Genomic DNA, 19700 nt, shown 5'->3' with positions numbered 1-19700 from the left:
CGATCAGGTCGTGAATCCCCCTGCTCCTGCCGCCCGGCGCCGCGGCGCCGCGGCCGTCGGCGCGTGCGTGCTGGCCCTGCTGCTGGCGTCCGCCGCCACCGCCCTGCCCGCCGTCACCGCCTCCGCCGTCCCGCCCCTGACCCAGCTCACCAGCGAGGTCACCGACCAGGCGGGCGTGCTCGGCGCCGGCGACGAGGCGCAGGTGCAGACCGCGCTCGACGCCCTCGCGGACGAGACGCCGTACCAGCTGTTCGTGGTCTACGTGGACTCCTTCGACGGCGCCGACGGCCCCAGCTGGGCGAACGCCACGGCGAACAACGGGGCGCTCGGGGCGAACGACCTGCTGCTCGCCGTCGCGACCGAGGACGGCGCGTACGGGCTGTCGGTGGACAACAACGCGGCCCTCACGGACGCCCAGCTCGACGCGGTCGACGCGACGGTCGAGGACCACCTGCGCGACGGCGACTGGGCGGGCGCGGCGATCGCCGCGGCGGACACGGTGCGCACGGGCGGCACGACGGCGTCCGGCGGGGGCACGCCCTGGGGCGCGATCCTCGGCGTCGGCGTCCTGGTGCTCGTCGTGGTGGGCGGCTGGCTCTGGTTCCGCTCCCGACGCAGGGCCACGGCCCAGGCGGGGCCCGCCGCCCCGGCGGACGAGCTCGCCGTGCTGCCCACCGAGGAGCTGGAGCGCCGGGTCGGCACCGCCCTCGTCGGGATCGACGACGCCGTGCGCACCTCGGAGCAGGAGCTCGGGTTCGCGCAGGCCGAGTTCGGGCTGGAGGCCACGAAGGACTTCGCGGCCGCCCTCGAGGCGGCCAAGGGCGACGTGGCGCAGGCCTTCCGCCTGCGTCAGGAGCTGGACGACGACGTGCCCGAGGACGAGCCCCGCCGGCGCGACCTGCTGACCGGCATCCTGCGGCTGTGCGAGCGGGCCGGCACGTCCCTGGACGCGCAGACCGACGCCTTCGACGAGCTGCGCGCGCTGCAGCAGCGGGCGCCCGAGCTGCTGGACGAGACCGAGCAGCGCGCCGGCGAGATCGAGGCCCGCGTCGCGGTGGCCCGGGAGACCCTCGCGGGGCTCGCCGCCACCTACCCGTCGACGGCGCTGGCGTCGGTCAGCGGCAACCCGGACCAGGCGACCGCGCTGGTCGCGCACGCCCGCGAGGCCGTGGCCACCGGCCGCACCGCGCTCACGGGCCGCACCCGGTCCGCCGCCGTCGCGCACCTGCGCGCCGCGCAGAACGCCCTCGGGCAGGCTGCCACGCTGCTGGACGCCGTCGACTCGGCCGGGGCGCAGCTCGCGTCCGCGGGCGCAGACCTCGACAAGGGGCTCGCCTCGATCGGGCAGGACGTGGCCGACGCGGCCCGCCTCGTCCCGGCCGGCGGCACGTCGCCCGAGGCGGCCGACCGGGCCGCCGTCGCGGCAGCGCTGTCCGAGGCCGGGGCGGCGATGGCGCAGGCCCGCGACGCCCGCAGCGGCGGCGACCCGCTCGCCGCGCTGCACCGTCTCACCGCGGCCGAGGCGGCGCTGGACGCCGCGCTGGCGCCCGCGCGGGAGAAGGCCGAGTCCGACGCCCGCGCCCGCGCCCTCCTGCGGGACACGCTGGGCCGCGTGGACTCGCAGGTCCGCGCCACCCAGGACTACGTCGCCACACGCCGCGGCGCCGTCGGCCCGGAGGCCCGCACCCGCCTCGCGGAGGCCGCCCGCCTCGTCGCCGAGGCGCAGGCGCTGCAGGCGCAGGACCCGACGGCGGCCCTCGAGCGCGCCCAGCTCGCCGAGCGGTACGCGGGGCAGGCGGCGCGGGTCGCGGAGCAGGACACCGCGTCGTGGGACATGAGCCAGGGCGGCCGTCAGGGCGGCTCGAACGTCGGCGGGATGGTGCTGGGCGGCATCCTGCTCGACTCCGTGCTGCGCGGCTCCGGCGGCGGCATCGGGGGCGGGCTCGGCGGCGGCCGCAGGCGCGGCGGCTACGGCGGCGGGTTCGGCGGGGGCTTCGGCGGCGGCGGCTTCGGCGGCGGCAGCGGCCGCGGGGCCGGCGGGCGCGGCGGGCGGTCGCGCGGGGGCCGCTTCTGACGACGGGACCGACACGGAACTCGGCCAGGGCGACGGGCGTTCTGGCAGGCAGTGACCTCGAACATCACCTCAGCAGGGCGACGGAAGGAAGCACGACCATGACGCAGAAGCAGAGCATCCTCGGGCGTATCAGCCAGCTCGCGAAGGCGAACATCAACGCGCTGCTCGACCGCGCCGAGGACCCGCAGAAGATGCTGGACCAGCTGGTGCGCGACTACACGAACAACATCGCCGAGGCCGAGCAGGCCATCGCGCAGACCATCGGCAACCTGCGGCTCGCCGAGCAGGACTACAACGAGGACGTCCAGGCGGCCGCCGAGTGGGGCACCAAGGCCCTCGCCGCGTCGCGCAAGGCCGACGAGTACCGCGCCGCGGGCAACGCCGCCGACGCCGACAAGTTCGACAACCTCGCCAAGGTGGCGCTGCGCAAGCAGCTCGACGCCGAGACCGACGTCACGACCGCGCAGCCGATGATCGAGCAGCAGCGTGTCACCGTCGAGAAGCTCAAGACGGGCCTCGCGGCGATGAAGGACAAGCTGGGCGAGCTGAAGTCCAGGCGCGACCAGCTCGTGGCCCGCCAGAAGGCGGCGCAGGCGCAGCAGACGGTGCAGGGCGCGATCAGCTCGATCAACGTGCTCGACCCGACCAGCGAGATCTCCCGGTTCGAGGAGACCGTCCGCCGCGAGGAGGCCCTGGCCATGGGCCAGGCCGAGGTCGCCGCGTCGTCCCTGGACGCGCAGTTCGCCGAGCTGGAGTCCTCCGACAAGGACATCGAGCTCGAGGCCCGGCTCGCCGCGCTGAAGGCCGGCGGCTCCCCCGCGCCGCAGATCTCCCCGGCCGACCCGGCCTGACGGGCCCGGTGAGGGCGGGCGGATACGCTGGGCAGCATGTCCCCCGCCTTCACCGCCCCGGTCCCCGCGAGCGCGCCCGCTCCCGCCGACGGCACCGCGCGCCGCACCTACCTCCTGGTGGACGGCGAGAACATCGACGCCACGCTGGGCATGAACGTGCTGGGGCGGCGGCCGAACCCCGAGGAGCGGCCGCGCTGGGACCGCATCTCGGCCTTCGCGCAGCAGCTGTGGGAGCAGGACGTCGTCCCGCTGTTCTTCCTCAACGCGAGCAGCGGGCAGATGCCGATGGCGTTCGTGCAGGCGCTGCTGGCGATGGGCTACAAGCCGATCCCGCTGGCGTCGTCGGGCACGGAGAAGGTCGTCGACGTCGGTATCCAGCGCACGCTGGACGCCCTCGCGGACCGGGACGGCGACGTCCTTCTCGCCAGCCACGACGGCGACTTCCTGCCGCAGATCGAGACGCTGCTCGGCGGCGAGCGCCGCGTGGGCCTGCTGGCGTTCCGCGAGTTCGTCAACGGCCAGTTCACGCAGCTCACGGAGCGCGGGCTGCAGATGTTCGACCTCGAGGGCGACGCCGACGCGTTCACCACCTCGCTCCCGCGCGTGCGGATCATCCCGCTCGACGAGTTCGACCCGCTGCGCTACATCTGACCGCGGCCGGCGGGGCCGCTCAGCCGGCGAGCAGCTCGCGGTACGCCGGGGTCGTGTACCCGGGCGTGAAGGTGCTGCCCGCCAGGAGCGCGCCGAGCCGCTCGGCCTCGGCGGCGACGGCGGCCCGGCCGTCCGCCCCGACGTCCTCGAGCAGCCGCCACGCGACCTCGCCGTCGGGCCGCACGACCCAGAGGCCGACCACCCGGCCCTGCCACCAGACCGTGGCGCCCGCGTTGCCGGCGCTGTCGAAGAGGTGCCCCCGGTGCGGGCCGAGGTACCAGTCGCGGGCGGTCCAGCCCATCGTGGTGGGGTCGAGGGTGGGCAGGAGGGCCGCGTGCCCGGCCACGACGTCGTCGAGCGCGGGGTCGAGGTCCGCGTCGAGGTCGGTCGAGCGCAGCACCACCCCCTCGGCGACGGCCCCCGCGCCGGGGGCGCCCACCTCCACCTCGACGTCGCGCGTGTCCAGGGCCGCGACGGCGCGCCGCGCCTGACCGAGGTTCCACCCCGTCCACCACCTGAGGTCCGCCACGGTGGCGGGCCCGAACGCCTCCAGCCAGGCGCGGGCGAGCTCGACGCGCGCGGCGTCCTCGTCCAGGTCCGGGATGCCGTCGGGGAACCAGTCGCTCATCGGCGACCACACGTGCCGCGGCGACGACCAGGCACCCCGCGGCTCACCACGCACGACGGCGCCCTCGGCGGACAGCAGGGACAACAGCGGCGACGTCATGGTGCGCCGCACGTCCCACGCCTTGTCGCTGGTGGGCAGGAAGGCGGTCCGCAGCAGGGGCGCCGCCCTCGACAGCTCCGCGCCGTCGAGCGGGCCGGCGGCCAGGGCCGCGTGCACCTGCGCCTCGGCCGCCGCGAGCAGCGCCTCCGGATCCTCGACGAGGGGGTCGGTCGGCAGCGTCGCCAGCTCCTTGAGCAGCCGCGCGCGCAGCCGCCGGCCGACGGCCGCGGACGCCGCGGCGTGCACCACCGGCACGGTCTCGCGCGGCACGACGAACATCGTGCGGCGCATCCCCAGCACCTTGACGAGGCTGCGTCGCACGAACAGCGCGTCGCGCACGTCGTCGAGCGTGACGCCCCTTGTCCGCGCGAGCACCGCGAGGTGCACGCTGGGCGCGTCCGTGGCGTGCAGCGCGACCAGCCGGCGGGTGACGTCCTCCGGGGACCGGGCCGCCGGGCCGCCTCCGGGCCCCTCGACACCGAGCGCGAGCTGCCGCACGACCAGGCGCCGCCGGCGCTGCTCCCCCGTGATCCGCACCCGCCCATCATGGGTCGCGCCACCCACACGCGCGCCCGCCCCGGGCGCCAGGACCGTCCGAGCCCGTTCCCAGGCAACGCTCAGAGCCCGGTCGCACACTGAAGCCATGAGCGCACCCGAGGCACGCCTCGTCGTCGTGGACGACGAGCCCAACATCCGCGAGCTGCTGTCCACCTCCCTGCGGTTCGCGGGGTTCGAGGTGCACGCGGCCGGCGACGGCAACGGGGCGCTACAGCTCGTCCGCGACGTCGAGCCCGACCTGGTCGTGCTCGACGTGATGCTGCCCGACATGGACGGCTTCACCGTGACCCGCCGCATGCGCTCCACGGGCCGCCACACCCCCGTGCTGTTCCTCACCGCCCGCGACGACACGCAGGACAAGGTGCAGGGGCTCACCGTCGGCGGCGACGACTACGTCACCAAGCCGTTCAGCCTGGAGGAGGTCGTGGCCCGCATCCGCGCCGTGCTGCGCCGCACCCACGCGGGCGAGCCCGAGGACGATGCCGTCCTGCGCGTCGGCGACCTGGAGCTCGACGAGGACTCGCACGAGGTGCGTCGCGCCGGCGTGGAGATCGACCTCTCCCCCACCGAGTTCAAGCTGCTGCGCTACCTCATGCTGAACGCGGGCCGCGTCCTGTCCAAGGCGCAGATCCTCGACCACGTGTGGCAGTACGACTGGGGCGGCGACGCCAACATCGTCGAGTCCTACATCTCGTACCTGCGCCGCAAGATCGACAACCTCACCGTCACCGGCCCCGACGGCGAGGACGTCGCACTGCCTCCCCTCATCCACACCAAGCGCGGCGTGGGCTACCTGCTCCGGGCGCCGCAGACGCGATGACGGCCCCCACGCCCGGCGCCCCGGGGACCGCGGACGCGACGCCGGAGGCGGCCCCCGCCGCTCCCGGCGCGACGGCGGACGGCCGGGCCCTGCCCGCCGACCCGCGGTCGGCCGCGACGCCGCACCCCGCCCCGGGCCCGGGGACGCCCTCCGGGGCGGGCCCCGCCCGGTCGCGGCGCTGGTCGTGGGTCGAGCGGCTGCCGCTGCGCACCCGGCTCGTCGTGATCACCGTGCTGGTGCTGGCGGCGGGGCTGATCCTGGCCGCGGTCGTCACCCGGACGGTGGTCTCCGACTACCTGGTGCAGCAGACCAACGAGCAGCTCCGGCAGTCGGCGAAGAGCGTCGCCAGCCTGGCGGTCAGCCAGCCCCCCGAGGCCGAGCCGCGGCTCCCGACCGAGTACTTCGTGTCCATCCACGACGCCGACGGGAACACCGACGGGGATCCTTACGCCTGGTCGCACAACCTCGAGAAGTACGGCACCCCGGACCTCCCCACCGAGAGCCTCTCCGACGTCGCCGCCCGCAAGGCCCAGCCGTTCACCGTCGGGTCGTCCGGCGGCACCGACCCGGCGCAGTGGCAGGCCGTCGGCTTCGTGAACCTCTCCACGCAGCAGTCGGTGTACGTCGCGCTGCCGCTCGCCGGCGTGCAGCAGACGGTCTCCTACCTCACGCGCTCGCTGCTGTTCTCGGCGCTCGGCATCGTGCTGCTCGGCGGCGCCATCTCGTTCGTCCTGGTGCACCGGTCGCTGCGGCCGCTGCGGGAGATCGAGGCCACGGCGGCGGAGATCGCCGCGGGCGACCTGTCCCAGCGCGTCCCGGAGCGGCCGGCGTCGACCGAGGTGGGCTCGCTGTCCGCCTCGCTGAACACGATGCTGGCGCAGATCGAGCGGGCCTTCTCCGCCCAGGAGGAGTCCGAGCGGCGCATGCGCCGGTTCGTCTCGGACGCCAGCCACGAGCTGCGCACCCCGCTGGCCACGGTCAAGGGCTACGGCGAGCTGTACCGGATGGGCGCCCTCGACACGCCCGACAAGGTCGACGACACCATGGAGCGCATCGAGGACTCGGCGCGCCGCATGAGCACGCTGGTCAACGACCTCCTCGTCCTCGCCCGCCTCGACGAGGGCCGCCCGATGCGCCGCGAGCCCGTGCACCTGGTGACGATGGCGCGCGACGCCGCCCAGGACCTGCACGCCCTGGACCCGACGCGCGAGGTCGGCGTGACGGGCCTGGTCCCCGGCACCGCCCCGCCGGCGGACCTGGTCGTGACCGGGGACGCCGACCGCCTGCGTCAGGTCCTCACCAACCTCGTGGGCAACGTGGCGCGGCACACACCGGCCGGCTCGCCGGCCGAGGTCGCGGTGGGCCGGGCGCCCGACGGCGCGGCCGTGCTCGAGGTCCGCGACCACGGCGCCGGCATCACGCCGGAGCAGGCGAAGCGCGTGTTCGAGCGGTTCTACCGCGCGGACTCCTCGCGCAACCGCGGGTCCGGGGGCTCCGGGCTGGGCATGGCGATCGTCGCCGCGATCGTCGGCGCCCACCAGGGTCACGTGTCCGTGGCCGAGACCCCCGGCGGCGGGATGACGGTGCGAGTTCTGCTCCCGGCGGCGGACGGCTACGATGGCGCGTCGTCCTCGTCCGCCTGAACGGGATACCGGTCCGGTGAGCCTCGACCGCGCTGCGGTGTCGCCGTGCGGTCGTACTCTGGCGAGGAGGACAGTCCGAGTCCGGCGACCGAAGGTCTGATTGCGATGGGCGTCATGAGCGCCGACGCGCCCCAGTGGTTCCTCTCCGCGTTCGTCCGCACCTGCCACGGGGCGGGCGCCACGGCCGACGAGGCGGAGATCCGAGCCGTCGGGGAGGACCTCCTTGAGCGGTGGTCCGCCCCGGACCGGCGCTTCCACAACCTGCGCCACCTGGCCGACGTCCTGCACCGCGTGGACGAGCTGTCCCAGGAGACGCACGAGCCCGACCTCGTGCGGCTCGCGGCCTGGTACCACGGCGCCGTCTTCGACGCGACGCGCAAGGTCGCCCAGGCGACGCAGGGCGGCGAGCAGACCACGGTCAGCGCGAACCTCGCGCGCACGCAGCTCACGGAGCTCGGCCTGCCGGCCGTCGCGGTCCAGCGCACCGCGCGCCTCGTCGACTCCATCGACCGTCACAAGCCGCTGCCCGACGACGTCGACTCCGCGGTGCTGAACGACGCCGACCTGGCGATGCTGGCGTCGGAGCCGCAGCGCTACAAGGAGTACATGGCGAACGTGCGGGCCGAGTACTCGCACATCCCGCTGGCGGACTACCTCGACGCCCGCATCCGCGTGCTGCAGAAGCTGCTGCAGCGCCCGTCCCTGTACCGCAGCCCGATGGGCGCGGCGTGGGAGGAGCCGGCGCGGCAGAACCTCGACGGCGAGCTGCACCGCCTCCTCAAGGAGCGCCGCCTGCTGCCTCCGGAGACCGTCGCGCCGTCCGCTTCCTGAGCCGGCCCGGCCGGGGCCTTCCACAGCCTGTGGACGACGGCGGCCGCCCGTCCCCCACGCTCCGTAGCGTCGTCGTCGGCAACCCCGGTCGGGGTCCGACGACGAAGGAGGACACGTGCGGTACGAGGTCGACAGCGAGCGGGTCGCGCAGGCGAGCGCGGCGGTGAACGGGTCCGTGGCGGCGATCCGCTCCGAGGTGGGGGCGATGATGCGGCACCTGCAGGACCTGCAGTCCAGCTGGCACGGCGGCGCGGCGACGCAGTTCGCCGGCGTCATGGGCCAGTGGCAGGCCACCCAGACCCAGGTCGAGGCGGCGCTCGACGCGGTGACGGCGGCCCTGTCGTCGGCGTCCCGCACCTACGCGGACGCCGAGGCCCAGGCCACCCGGCTCTTCGCCGCCCGCTGACCGGCGAGGCGCCCGGGGACGACGACGGCGGCCGGCCACCCCTCGCGGGGTGACCGGCCGCCGTCGTGCGTCAGCGCGTGGGCGCCGGCTCAGGCTGGCTGGATCAGAAGTCCATGCCGCCCATGCCGCCGTCGCCACCCGGGGCGGCCGCGGCCGGCTCCGGCTTGTCCGCCACGACGGCCTCGGTGGTGAGGAACAGCGCGGCGATCGACGCGGCGTTCTGCAGCGCCGAGCGCGTGACCTTGACCGGGTCGTTGACGCCCGCGGCCAGCAGGTCCTCGTACACGCCGGTCGCGGCGTTGAGGCCGTGACCCGAGGTGAGGTTGCGGACCTTCTCCGCCACGACGCCGCCCTCGAGGCCGGCGTTCACGGCGATCTGCTTGAGCGGGGCGTCGATCGCGGCACGCACGATCTGCGCACCGGTCGCCTCGTCGCCCTCGAGCTCCAGCTTCGGGAACGCGGCGGCACCGGCCTGGATCAGCGCGACGCCACCACCGGCGACGATGCCCTCCTCGACCGCGGCCTTGGCGTTGCGGACGGCGTCCTCGATGCGGTGCTTGCGCTCCTTGAGCTCCACCTCGGTGGCCGCACCGGCCTTGATGACGGCCACGCCGCCGGCCAGCTTGGCGAGGCGCTCCTGCAGCTTCTCGCGGTCGTAGTCGGAGTCCGACTTCTCGATCTCGGAGCGGATCTGGTTGACGCGGCCCGAGATGAGCTCGGCGTCGCCCGCACCCTCGACGATCGTGGTCTCGTCCTTGGTCACGACGACCTTACGCGCCTGGCCCAGCAGGTCCAGGGTCGCGTTCTCCAGCTTGAGGCCGACGGTCTCGGTGATGACCTGGCCGCCGGTGAGGATCGCGATGTCCTGCAGCATGGCCTTGCGACGGTCGCCGAAGCCCGGGGCCTTGACGGCGACGGACTTGAAGGTGCCGCGGATCTTGTTGAGCACCAGGGTGGCCAGGGCCTCGCCCTCGACGTCCTCGGCGATGATCAGCAGCGAGCGACCGGCCTTCATGACCTGGTCGAGCACCGGCAGCATGTCCTTGACGTTCGAGATCTTCGACTCGACGATCAGGACGTACGGGTCCTCGAGGACGGCCTCCTGGCGCTCCGGGTCCGTCTCGAAGTAGCGGGCGAGGAAGCCCTTGTCGAAGCGCATGCCCTCGGTGAGCTCGAGCTCGAGGCCGAAGGTGTTCGACTCCTCGACGGTGATGACGCCTTCCTTGCCCACCTTGTCGAGGGCCTCGGCGATGAGCTCGCCGATGGAGGTGTCGCCGGCCGAGATGGCGGCCGTGGCGGCGATCTGGTCCTTGGTCTCGATCTCGACCGCGGCGTTGAGCAGCTGCTCGGTGACGGCCTCGACGGCCTTCTCGATGCCGCGCTTGACGGCGATCGGGTTGGCGCCGGCGGCGACGACGCGCAGGCCCTCGCGCACGAGCGCCTGGGCGAGCACGGTGGCGGTGGTGGTGCCGTCACCCGCGACGTCGTCGGTCTTCTTGGCGACCTCCTTGACGAGCTCCGCGCCGATCTTCTCGAACGGGTCCTCGAGCTCGATCTCCTTGGCGATGGAGACACCGTCGTTGGTGATCGTGGGGGCGCCCCACTTCTTGTCCAGGACGACGTTGCGGCCCTTGGGGCCGAGCGTGACCTTGACGGTGTCGGCGAGCTGGTTGAGCCCGCGCTCCATGCTCCGACGAGCTTCCTCGTCGAACGCGATGATCTTGGCCATGGGGACTGATCCTCCGCTGGTGGCTGAGATGGCCGGCCGGTGCCCGCGACGGACGACCCACCCCCGCGGCGTTCAGGTCACGCGCGCACGGAGGGTCTCACCGAACGACCCGAATGCTTCACCCGCGGCCCGAGAGAACGCCGCCCCGGGGGGCGGCTGTCACTCGACGACCGAGAGTGCTAAGCCATTATTGGCACTCTCGGGTGGCGAGTGCAAGACGTTCGCCGAGGGCGTGCAACGCCCCGGGCACGACGAAGGCCGGCGCCCCGTCCGCGTCCCTGCGGTCGGTGGCGCCGGCCTTTCGTGCGGTGACCTGCGCGAGGTGTCCCCCGTGTCGGCCTGCCCGCGAGGTCAGAGCGGGCGGACCTGCTCGGCCTGCGGACCCTTCTGCCCCTGTCCGACCTCGAACTCGACGCTCTGTCCTTCGTCCAGGCTGCGGTAGCCGTCGCTCTGGATGGCGCTGTAGTGGACGAACAGGTCCTGCCCGCCTGCGGTCGGGGTGATGAACCCGTACCCCTTCTCCGAGTTGAACCACTTGACGGTGCCCTGGGCCATGAACTTCTCCTTGTGCTGCTCGGCCGCAGGGCAGGCACCCCACGGTGAGGGGGAGCCTAGTAGCGGCCGCCGAGGCAAGGGAAGCACCGATGTCCGGAATGTCGGCATCCGAGGTGTCGGCACCCAGGGCGGCGCGTCAGCCGACCGGGGTCTTGAGCACCACCCACACGGCCTCGGGGCTCGCGGAGACGTCGTCCGACTCCTGCACGTTCGCCGGGTCGACGCCGAGCGCGTCGGCGACGGCGCTGGCGGTGTCCGCGCGGTCCGCGCCGTACAGGACGGTGCTGTCGTCGTACGCCCCCGCCAGCGCGTCCGGCACGTTCGCCGCCGCGACGTCGGTGAAGCCCTTGGTCGTGAGGGCGCCCTGGCCCGCGGCCGCCTGGCCGCCGCCCGCGCCGTCGTTGAACACCAGGACCGGCGCCTCGAGGTTCGCCGACGACGGGTCCCCCGGCAGCTCGGTGGCGGCGTCGGACTCGCCGTCGGCGGGCTCGTCGTCCGCCGGCTCGTCGCTCGCGTCGTCCGCCGGAGCGTCCTCGGCCTCGGCGTCCTTCGACTCGCTCGCCTTCGGCTCGTCGGCGCCGGCCCCGGCGGTCTGCTCCGCCGCGGGCGGCGTCTTGGGGCCGCCGTCGGACAGGAACGACACGACGCCGACGGCGATCCCGGCGAAGATGACGGCGACCAGCAGGAACGGCCACACCGAGCTCCACCCGCTCCGCGGCTCACGATGCACGCCGACCGGAGTGCCCTCGGGCCCGCGGACGTCGAACTCGTCGGGCGGGTAGGAGTAATGGCTCTTGCTCACGGCGGACAGGGTAGCCGTTCCGGGCGCCCGCCCGTCCAGGGCGCTCCCAGCAACTCGCTGGCCTGCCCCTGCACGTGCGAGCGGTGCGTCGTCAGCCCTGGCCGTCCGACAGGCGCCGCGCCGAGCGGGCCCGCTGGCGCGTGGAGCGCATGCGCCGCAGCCGCTTGACGAGCATCGGGTCGTGCGCGAGGGCGGCGGGCGAGTCGATGAGGGCGTTCAGCACCTGGTAGTAGCGCGTCGCGGACAGCCCGAAGAGCTCGCGCACCGCCTGCTCCTTCGCCCCGGCGTACTTCCACCACTGCCGCTCGAAGGCGAGGATCTCGCGGTCACGGTCGGTGAGGTCGCCCTCGGCCGACGTCGCGGCCTGCTCGGCCGCCGTCGTGCCCGACGCCTCCGGGTCCGGCTGGACCTCTTGGACCAAGATCTCGCTCATGGCGTCCCAGTATGGCGCCTCCGCCCCACGTCCCCGACGACGTCGCCCCGCGCGCCGCGATCCCACGACCGGGTGCGCTAGCGTCGCGGCGTGGAGACAGATCTGGAGACGACGAGCACCCGGCCGCCCCTCGACCAGGTCATGGCCCCCGACTGGGCGGCGGCACTGGCCGACGTCGAGCCGCAGGTCCACGCCATGGGCGACTTCCTGCGCGCGGAGGTCGCGGCGGGCCGCACGTACCTGCCGGAGGGGCCGAACATCTTCGCGGCGTTCTCGCGCCCCCTCGCGGACGTGCGCGTCCTCGTCGTCGGGCAGGACCCGTACCCCACGCCCGGGCACCCGATGGGCCTGTCCTTCTCGGTCCAGCCGCAGGTGCGGCCGGTGCCCAAGTCGCTGGTGAACATCTACACGGAGCTCGCCGAGGACGTCGGCGTCCCCACGCCGTCGAACGGTGACCTGCGCCCCTGGGCCGACCAGGGCGTCATGCTGCTCAACCGCGTGCTCACCGTGCGGCCCGGCACCCCCGCCTCGCACCGCGGGAAGGGCTGGGAGCAGGTCACCGAGGCCGCGATCAAGGCGCTCGTCGCGCGGGGCGGCCCGCTCGTCGCGATCCTCTGGGGGCGGGACGCCGCGTCGCTCAAGCCGTGGCTGGGCGACGTCCCCACCGTGGAGAGCGCCCACCCCAGCCCGCTGTCCGCGTACCGCGGCTTCTTCGGGTCGCGACCGTTCTCCCGGGTCAACGCGCTGCTCGAGGCCCAGGGCGGGGCGCCCGTGGACTGGCGCCTGGCCTGACCGGCGCTCCCCCGCGGCGCCGCCCACGCCGTCGCCCCGAGCACCCGCCGCGCGCGGAGGGGCACAATGGCGGACGTGACCACGCAGGCACCCACCACGAACCCTGACGGCACGACCCCCCGGACGAGCGCCCCCACGTGGGCGCGGTACGTCGCGATCGGCGACTCGTTCACCGAGGGGCTGTGGGACCCCTACCCGTTCGACGACGGCTCCCCCGCCCCCGCCGGCACGGAGTCCGCGGCGAAGCAGCGCGGCTGGGCCGACCGCCTCGCCGACGCCCTCGCCGCCCGGCGCGCCGCCGCCGGCGAGACGTTCGAGTACGCGAACCTCGCGATCCGTGGGCGGCTGCTGCGCCACATCCTGGACGAGCAGGTGGACGTCGCCCTGGCGATGCAGCCCGACCTGGTCTCCTTCGTCGGCGGCGGCAACGACATCCTGCGCCCGCAGGCCGACGTCGACGTGCTCTCCGCCCGCCTGGAGCAGGGCGTCGCGAAGGTCCGCGCGACGGGAGCCGACGTGCTGCTCGGCACGGGGTTCAAGGCGGGGGCCGGCCTGAGCTGGACCCGTGGGCGCGTGGGCCAGTACAACGCCAACATCTGGACCATCGCCCGCAAGCACGGCGCGCACGTGCTCGACCTGTGGGGCCTCGACCCGCTGTTCGACCTGCGCATGTGGTCCGACGACCGCATCCATCTCACCCCGGAGGGCCACCGCCGCGTCGCGGACGCCGGCCTGGTCGGCCTCGGCCTCGAGCCCGACGACGCCGACTACGGCGTCGCGCTCGACCCCCTGCCGCCGCAGGCGTTCGTGGAGCGGGCGCGCGCCAACGCGCAGTGGGCGCGCACGCACGTCGTGCCGTGGGTGCAGCGCCGCATCCGGCACACGTCCAGCGGCGACGGCCGGCCCCCCAAGTGGGCCGAGCCCACGCCGTGGCCGACCGCCGGTGCCGCCGACGACGCCCGCTGACGGCACGTCCCGACGCGGAGGAACGACGAAGGGGCGGACCCACCGGGTCCGCCCCTTCGTCGTGCCCGGCCGTCGCACCGGGCGGATGGAGCCGCCTGTCGGATTCGAACCGACGACCTTCCGTTTACAAGACGGGAGCTCTACCAGCTGAGCTAAGGCGGCGGGAGCGCGGCACAGCCTACCGGGAGGGGCAGGCCGCGCCGCGCGCCACGGGTCAGCCCTTGGCGGCCGCGTCCACGGCCTGCTGGAGGGCGGACGGGTCGTTCCAGTTCGACACGACGGTGTCGTCGACCAGCACGTACGGGGTGCCGGTGAAGCCCTCGTTCTTCTGGATCTCCGTCGTGGCCGAGAAGACGTACTGCCCGAAGGTCTCGCGCGCGGTGCCGTCCTCGATGGCCTTCGCCACGTCCGCGGGCGCACCGGCGTCCTCGGCGTAGCCCGCGAGCTGCTCGTCCGTCAGCCCCTGGGTATTCTCCGCCGGCTGGTTCGTGAAGAGCGCCGCGTGGAACGCGGGGAACGCCTCGGGCGCCTGGTCGGCCACGTAGGCCGCCGCGGACGCCGAGCGGGTCGAGTACTCGGTGCCCTGCGACGCGCGGTCGAGGATCGAGATCGGGTGGTAGACGACGGTCGCGTCGCCGGCCGCCACCATCTCGTCGATGGTGTCCGCGTTGGTCTGCTCGAACTGGCCGCAGACGGGGCACATGTAGTCGAGGTAGACGTCGATCACGGGCGCGTCCGCGTTCTCCGTGCCGGCCGCGCCGTCCTTGCCGACCGGGATGCCGCCGTCGGGCTGCGCCGTCGAGGGCATCGTGACGTCCGCCAGGGGGACGTCGTCGACGTTCTTCTTCGCGCCCTGCTGCAGGATCACCCACACCACGACACCGAGGGCGACGAGCGCGACGGCGAGCACGGAGAGGGTGATGATCCGGTTGCGGCGGTCGCGCTGCTGCTCCTTCTCGCGGAGGGCGAGCGCCTCGGCGCGGGCGGCGTCGCGGCGCTCGGCCTTCGACATGTTCGGGTTCTTCGACATCGTGTCCTCGAGGTCCTCGGGGGATCGGGGCGGCGGCGCGGCAGCGCCGGACGGGGCGAAGCCTACCCGCGCCACCTGGGCACCCACCGGGGAGCGGCGCAGGTCAGCGAGCGGTCCTCGTCACAGCACCACGGGCGGGCCGGTCAGGGGCCACCAGTCGATGGTCGGGCTGCCGAGCACGGGGGCGAGGAGCAGCGCGGTGGCCGCCAGGCAGACCCCCACCAGCACGGCGGCCCCGATCTTCCCCGGCGCGATCCGGGCCAGGAGGGTGCGACCGCCCTCGCGCGCGGTGCCGCCGGCGGGTCCGAACCAGGTGGCCAGCAGCGCGACGACCATCACCCCCGCCAGCACGCCGTTGAACACGACGTCCTCGTTCATCCCGCCCTGGGAGCGTGCCTCCAGGTCGGCGCGCGGCAGCACGATGAGGTGCCCCGCGCCGAACAGCCACCAGCCGGCCAGCAGGGTCAGCAGCCCGGCGCACGCGCCGACGAGCACCGCGGGGACCGCTCCGAGCACGCCCATGAACGCGTGCCACGGGAACAGCAGCGTGCCGACCACGCCGTCCGAGCCGCGGACGCCCTTGTGCTCACGGCGCCGGTGCAGCGCGTCGCCCGACGTCGCGACCGTGCGGCACGCGAGCACCAGCACGACGAGGGCGGCGAAGCCGATCAGGGGCCGGGTGGCCGCGAGCGCCACGAGCACCAGCCCGACGGCGAACGCGGAGCCCGAGCGCTTGGGGTGCACGGGCCGCACGTAGGGCCCGGGCGGCTCGGGGGCGAGGGGCATCTCCTCGACGAGCTGGTCGTACCCCTTGTAGCGGACGTCGCCGACGGGGATGGCGCGGGTCGCGCCGTCCTGGGCCTGGAGGCGGTCGCGCTCGAGGGCCGTCATCGTCTGGGTGGGGTCCTCGGGGTCGAGCGACTCCGGCGCGACGGCGACCGCGCCGGTGGCGGCCGGCGGCGGGGGCGGCGGCGGGACCGCGGGGACGGCGCCGGTCGAGGCGGGGGCGAACGAAGCGGGCGGTGCGGCCGGCGCGGGCGGGTCCGCGGCCGCCACGACCTGCGTGGGCAGCCCCACCCGCTGGGTCTCGGCCGACTGCGCGATCCGTTGCGTGGCGTCGGGAGAGGCCCACGGGTCCGGTGCGCCGCCCAGGGCGTCGTCGAGGTCGCGGCGCAGCGCCTTCGCCACCTCGGTGGGTCCCCAGCGCAGGGCGGGGTCGGCCTGGAGCGCGCCGGCGAGCGCCCGCGCGGTGCGGGCGGGCACGCCGACCAGGTCGGGCCGCCCCTCCCGGGAGCGGCGCAGCACGAGCTCGGTGGGTCGCACGCCGAACGGCGAGCGGCCGGTCGCGGCGAACGCGAGGAGCGCGGCCCAGCTCCACCAGTCGGTCTCGGCGACGGGCGCGCCGCCGTCGAGCAGCTCCGGGGCGATGTAGCCGGGCGTGCCCATGACGAAGCCGGCGGACGTGGTCCGGGCGTCGCCGGGGCCCTGCGCGATGCCGAAGTCGATCAGCACGGGGCCCTGGGCGGTGATCATGACGTTGGACGGCTTGAGGTCGCGGTGCACGACGCCGGCGTCGTGCACGGCCTCCAGCGCGTCGGCGAGCTGGTCGGCCAGGGAGAAGACGTCGGCGGCGTCGAGCGGGCCGCGCTCGTCGACCTCCTCCTCCAGCGTCACGCCGTCCACCAGCTCGGTCACGACGAACGCGTACGGGCCCTCGAGCTCGGCGTCGAGCACCTGCGCGACGGCGGGGTGGCGCAGGCGCTGCAGGGACGCGGCCTCGCGCCGCAGCCGCTCGCGGCCGGCGGGGTCGGCGTCGACGTGCGCGTGCAGCACCTTGAGCGCGACGGCGTTCCCGCCGCCGTCGACGGCCTCGTAGACCGCGCCCATCGCGCCGCTGCCGAGCGGCCGCACGACGGTGTACCCGCCGACCTCGGCGCCCTCGGCGAGGCCGCCGTCGCGGGTCCGCCGCACGGCGGGGGCAGCGGGCGGCGGGGCCGACGACGCACCCGGCACCGGGGCCCGCCCCGGGACCTGCATCTCGTCGACCTCTCCCATGGGCCACACCGTAGTCGTCCCGCCATCCCCCGGCGCGCCGTGCCGCGCGGGTCCCGGGCAGGTTCCGGGCAGGTCGCGGGGCCTCGCGCCCGCGGTCGCCGTGGCGGTCCCCTGGCGGTGCCGTGGCGGACGAGGTCCGGTCCCGTCGGGGGCGCAGCGGGGCGAGGCGAGGACCGTCTCGGTACCCTGTCCCTCGGGGGCGTTGTTCGACGCAGTGCTACCGAATCCTTGGAGAGAGGTCCGTTGACAGGCAAAGGATCGTCAAGCAGCCATCACGGGGACGACGGTTACGACCTCGTCGTCGTCGCCAACCGGCTCCCGGTCGACTTCACCGTCGACGCCGACGGAGAGGTGGACTGGCAGCGTTCGCCCGGAGGGCTGGTCACCGCTCTCGAGCCCGTGATGCGGGAGGCGGAGGGCGCGTGGGTCGGCTGGTCCGGCGCCCCGGACCTCGAGCACGAGCCGTTCGAGGCCGACGGCATGCTGCTGGTGCCGGTCACGCTCAGCGCCCCGGAGATCGAGCGGTACTACGAGGGGTTCTCCAACGACACCCTCTGGCCGCTGTACCACGACGTCATCTCGCCGCCCACCTACCACCGCCAGTGGTGGGACGCGTACCGCCGGGTCAACCGCCGGTTCGCGGAGGCCGCGGCCGCGCAGGCGGCGAAGAACGCCGTCGTGTGGGTGCACGACTACCAGCTCCAGCTGGTGCCCAAGATGCTCCGCGAGCTGCGGCCCGACCTGCGCATCGGCTTCTTCGACCACATCCCGTTCCCCGCGGTCGAGCTGTTCCAGCAGCTGCCGTGGCGCACGCAGATCGTCGAGGGCCTGCTCGGCGCCGACCTCATCGGCTTCCAGCGCGGCGGCGACGCGTCGAACTTCGTGCGGTCGGTGCGCCGGCTCACCAAGCACACCACCCGCGGTCCGATCATCACCGTGGCGGACGAGGACGGCGGCCCCTCGCGGCACGTGCGGGCGGCCGCGTTCCCGATCTCGATCGACTCCCACCACTTCGACGCGCTCGCCCGCGAGCCGGAGGTGCAGGCGCGGGCGAAGGAGATCCGCGCCGACCTGGGGGACCCGCAGATCATGATGCTGGGCGTCGACCGCCTCGACTACACCAAGGGCATCCGGCACCGCATCAAGGCGTACGGGGAGCTGCTGCAGGACGGCCGCCTCGACGTCGAGCACGCCACGCTGGTGCAGGTGGCCAGCCCCAGCCGCGAGAACGTGGGCGCCTACCAGGACCTGCGCGAGCACGTCGAAGGACTCGTGGGCCGCATCAACGGCGAGTTCGGCGAGCTCGGGCACTCGGCCATCCACTACCTCCACCACTCCTACCCGCCCGACGAGATGGCCGCCCTGTACCTCGCGGCCGACGTCATGCTCGTGACGTCCCTGCGCGACGGCATGAACCTCGTGGCGAAGGAGTACATCGCGGCGCGGTCGGACGAGCAGGGCGTGCTGGTGCTCAGCGAGTTCACGGGCGCGGCCGACGAGCTCGCCCCCGGGCCGCTCCTGGTCAACCCGCACGACATCGACGGCATGAAGGACACCATCGTCGCCGCCGCCCACATGCCGCCGCGGGAGCAGCGCCGCCGCATGCGCCGGCTGCGGCGCAAGGTGATGGCCGACGACGTCGCCAAGTGGTCCCAGACGTTCCTCGGCGTGCTCACCGCCATGCCGCCGCGGAGCAGCCACGGGTGAACGGGACCTCGGAGAACGGGACCTCGGAGAACGAGCCCATGGGGAACGAGCCGCGGGTGGACGAGCCACCGGTGCCCGGCGCGCACGACGACGCCCTCGCCGCGGTGCTCGCGTTCGCGGGCCCGCCCGACCTGGCGACGCGGCGGTGCGTACGGCTGGTCGCGCTGGACTTCGACGGGACGCTGGCGCCGCTGGTCGACGACCCGTCGGCGTCGGCCATGACGCCCGCCGCGCGGGCCGCGGTGGACCGGCTCGCCGGCCTCGCCGCCCGGCCGGCCGCGGGCGACGGCGACGAGCTGCAGCTCGCGCTCGTCTCCGGCCGCAACCTCACGGACCTGGCCGCCCGCTCGGGGGTGCCCGCCGGCACCTACCTCGTGGGCAGCCACGGCGCGGAGACCGGCCGGGTCACCGCGCACGGCGTCGACGCCGTGCCGCTCCAGCTCACGTCCGAGCAGCAGGAGGCCCTCGGGCGCCTGCGTGAGGGGCTGCAGGACGCCGTCGACGGCCGGCGCGGCGCCTGGGTCCAGGACAAGCCGAGCGCCGCCGTCCTGCACACCCGGCTGAGCGACCCGGAGGACGCGCGCGCCGCGGTCGCCGACGCGGACGCCGTGGCCCGGCGGCTCGGCCTGCACGCCATGCACGGCAAGGACGTCGTCGAGATCGCCGTCGTGCACACCTCCAAGGGGATCGCCGTCGACCGGCTGCGCGAGCAGCTGGAGGAGGCCGACGACGTCCGCGCGCTGGTGCTCTACGCCGGCGACGACACCACGGACGAGGCCGCGTTCGCGGTGCTCGGGCCGGACGACCTCGGCGTCAAGGTGGGCCCCGGACCCACCGTCGCCGGGCACCGGGTCGCGGACGCGGACGCGCTGGCGGCCCTCCTCGAGCGCCTCGCCGACGCCCTCGACGGCTGACCGGCCGGGGTCCGTGGGTCGCTGACCTGGGACGTGTCATGGGTCACGTCCGGGGCATGTACGATCATCGCGGCGCACCGGGTCCCAGCCCTCCGGGCAGGGCTCGCGCGCAGGACAACAGAATGTGTCACCGCCGACACGCCTTTCGTGAAAGCG

General features: G+C 74.6%; 18 protein-coding genes and 1 tRNA gene. 11 read left to right on the top strand and 8 right to left on the bottom strand.

The window, feature by feature from the left end:
• Positions 1–10 precede the first annotated feature (10 nt).
• The 3 genes from ACFU5J_RS09525 (at position 11) to ACFU5J_RS09515 (ending at position 3576) form a co-directional block, all read left to right on the top strand.
• The gene (locus tag ACFU5J_RS09525) at positions 11–2074 is read left to right on the top strand and encodes a TPM domain-containing protein (RefSeq protein ID WP_430578562.1); all 2064 of its coding nucleotides are present in this window, start codon (positions 11–13) and stop codon (positions 2072–2074) included.
• A 98-nt stretch (positions 2075–2172) separates the two neighbouring features.
• Positions 2173–2925 carry a PspA/IM30 family protein gene (locus ACFU5J_RS09520; RefSeq protein WP_430576615.1) on the top strand — a complete coding sequence of 251 codons (753 nt, stop codon included), beginning with the start codon at positions 2173–2175 and terminating at the stop codon, positions 2923–2925.
• A gap of 36 nt (positions 2926–2961) precedes the next feature.
• Complete coding sequence (locus ACFU5J_RS09515) at positions 2962–3576, top strand: NYN domain-containing protein (RefSeq protein ID WP_430576616.1); 615 nt, start codon at positions 2962–2964, stop codon at positions 3574–3576.
• A 19-nt stretch (positions 3577–3595) separates the two neighbouring features.
• Here the strand turns inward: ACFU5J_RS09515 and ACFU5J_RS09510 are convergent, their stop codons facing one another.
• Positions 3596–4840 carry a winged helix DNA-binding domain-containing protein gene (locus ACFU5J_RS09510; RefSeq protein WP_430576617.1) on the bottom strand — a complete coding sequence of 415 codons (1245 nt, stop codon included), beginning with the start codon at positions 4838–4840 and terminating at the stop codon, positions 3596–3598.
• Positions 4841–4946: 106 nt separating this feature from the next.
• Here ACFU5J_RS09510 and ACFU5J_RS09505 point away from each other — a divergent pair, with 106 nt between their 5' ends.
• The 4 genes from ACFU5J_RS09505 to ACFU5J_RS09490 all read left to right on the top strand — a co-directional run bounded on the left by ACFU5J_RS09505 (position 4947) and on the right by ACFU5J_RS09490 (position 8561).
• A complete protein-coding gene (locus tag ACFU5J_RS09505) occupies positions 4947–5681 on the top strand; it encodes a response regulator transcription factor (protein WP_430576618.1) in 735 nt (244 codons plus the stop codon).
• The gene (locus ACFU5J_RS09500; protein WP_430578561.1) at positions 5678–7324 is read left to right on the top strand and encodes a sensor histidine kinase; all 1647 of its coding nucleotides are present in this window, start codon (positions 5678–5680) and stop codon (positions 7322–7324) included. Before ACFU5J_RS09505 ends, ACFU5J_RS09500 begins: the two co-directional genes overlap by 4 nt.
• 114 nt (positions 7325–7438) lie before the next feature.
• On the top strand, positions 7439–8155 hold the full coding sequence (locus tag ACFU5J_RS09495) for a hypothetical protein (protein ID WP_430578560.1): 717 nt from the start codon (positions 7439–7441) through the stop codon (positions 8153–8155).
• 115 nt (positions 8156–8270) lie between these two features.
• Complete coding sequence (locus tag ACFU5J_RS09490) at positions 8271–8561, top strand: WXG100 family type VII secretion target (RefSeq protein ID WP_429733705.1); 291 nt, start codon at positions 8271–8273, stop codon at positions 8559–8561.
• 103 nt (positions 8562–8664) lie between these two features.
• Here the strand turns inward: ACFU5J_RS09490 and groL are convergent, their stop codons facing one another.
• The 4 genes from groL to ACFU5J_RS09470 all read right to left on the bottom strand — a co-directional run bounded on the left by groL (position 8665) and on the right by ACFU5J_RS09470 (position 12080).
• Positions 8665–10290: a chaperonin GroEL gene (gene groL, locus ACFU5J_RS09485; protein WP_430576621.1), complete on the bottom strand. Its 1626-nt coding sequence runs from the start codon at positions 10288–10290 to the stop codon at positions 8665–8667.
• Positions 10291–10641: 351 nt separating this feature from the next.
• Positions 10642–10845: a cold-shock protein gene (locus ACFU5J_RS09480; protein ID WP_430576622.1), complete on the bottom strand. Its 204-nt coding sequence runs from the start codon at positions 10843–10845 to the stop codon at positions 10642–10644.
• Between the two features lie 136 nt (positions 10846–10981).
• Complete coding sequence (locus ACFU5J_RS09475) at positions 10982–11647, bottom strand: LytR C-terminal domain-containing protein (RefSeq protein WP_430578559.1); 666 nt, start codon at positions 11645–11647, stop codon at positions 10982–10984.
• Positions 11648–11738: 91 nt separating this feature from the next.
• Positions 11739–12080: a DUF3263 domain-containing protein gene (locus ACFU5J_RS09470; protein ID WP_430578558.1), complete on the bottom strand. Its 342-nt coding sequence runs from the start codon at positions 12078–12080 to the stop codon at positions 11739–11741.
• Positions 12081–12221: 141 nt separating this feature from the next.
• Between ACFU5J_RS09470 and ACFU5J_RS09465 the strand changes: the two genes are divergently transcribed.
• Both ACFU5J_RS09465 and ACFU5J_RS09460 read left to right on the top strand, forming a co-directional pair.
• Positions 12222–12872, top strand: coding sequence for a uracil-DNA glycosylase (locus ACFU5J_RS09465; RefSeq protein WP_430576968.1), 651 nt, complete (start codon positions 12222–12224; stop codon positions 12870–12872).
• Between the two features lie 66 nt (positions 12873–12938).
• Positions 12939–13838 carry an SGNH/GDSL hydrolase family protein gene (locus tag ACFU5J_RS09460; RefSeq protein ID WP_430576625.1) on the top strand — a complete coding sequence of 300 codons (900 nt, stop codon included), beginning with the start codon at positions 12939–12941 and terminating at the stop codon, positions 13836–13838.
• An 86-nt stretch (positions 13839–13924) separates the two neighbouring features.
• Here the strand turns inward: ACFU5J_RS09460 and ACFU5J_RS09455 are convergent.
• The 3 genes from ACFU5J_RS09455 to ACFU5J_RS09445 all read right to left on the bottom strand — a co-directional run bounded on the left by ACFU5J_RS09455 (position 13925) and on the right by ACFU5J_RS09445 (position 16923).
• A tRNA-Thr gene (locus ACFU5J_RS09455) sits at positions 13925–14000 on the bottom strand.
• Positions 14001–14052: 52 nt separating this feature from the next.
• Positions 14053–14850: a DsbA family protein gene (locus ACFU5J_RS09450; RefSeq protein ID WP_430578557.1), complete on the bottom strand. Its 798-nt coding sequence runs from the start codon at positions 14848–14850 to the stop codon at positions 14053–14055.
• 138 nt (positions 14851–14988) lie between these two features.
• Complete coding sequence (locus tag ACFU5J_RS09445) at positions 14989–16923, bottom strand: serine/threonine-protein kinase (protein ID WP_430578556.1); 1935 nt, start codon at positions 16921–16923, stop codon at positions 14989–14991.
• Between the two features lie 243 nt (positions 16924–17166).
• Between ACFU5J_RS09445 and ACFU5J_RS09440 the strand changes: the two genes are divergently transcribed.
• Both ACFU5J_RS09440 and otsB read left to right on the top strand, forming a co-directional pair.
• Positions 17167–18630 carry a trehalose-6-phosphate synthase gene (locus tag ACFU5J_RS09440; protein WP_430576628.1) on the top strand — a complete coding sequence of 488 codons (1464 nt, stop codon included), beginning with the start codon at positions 17167–17169 and terminating at the stop codon, positions 18628–18630.
• Entirely contained in the window at positions 18627–19544 is a 918-nt protein-coding gene (gene otsB / locus ACFU5J_RS09435) for a trehalose-phosphatase (protein WP_430578555.1), read from the top strand. The genes ACFU5J_RS09440 and otsB overlap by 4 nt, the downstream gene beginning before the upstream one ends.
• Positions 19545–19700: the final 156 nt, after the last annotated feature.

Origin of the sequence: Isoptericola sp. NPDC057559 (assembly GCF_042801555.1) — a bacterium.
Classification (GTDB): Bacteria; Actinomycetota; Actinomycetes; order Actinomycetales; family Cellulomonadaceae; genus Isoptericola.
The sequence above is the reverse complement of the archived record's forward strand: the minus strand, read 5'-3'. Positions and strand labels throughout refer to the sequence as shown.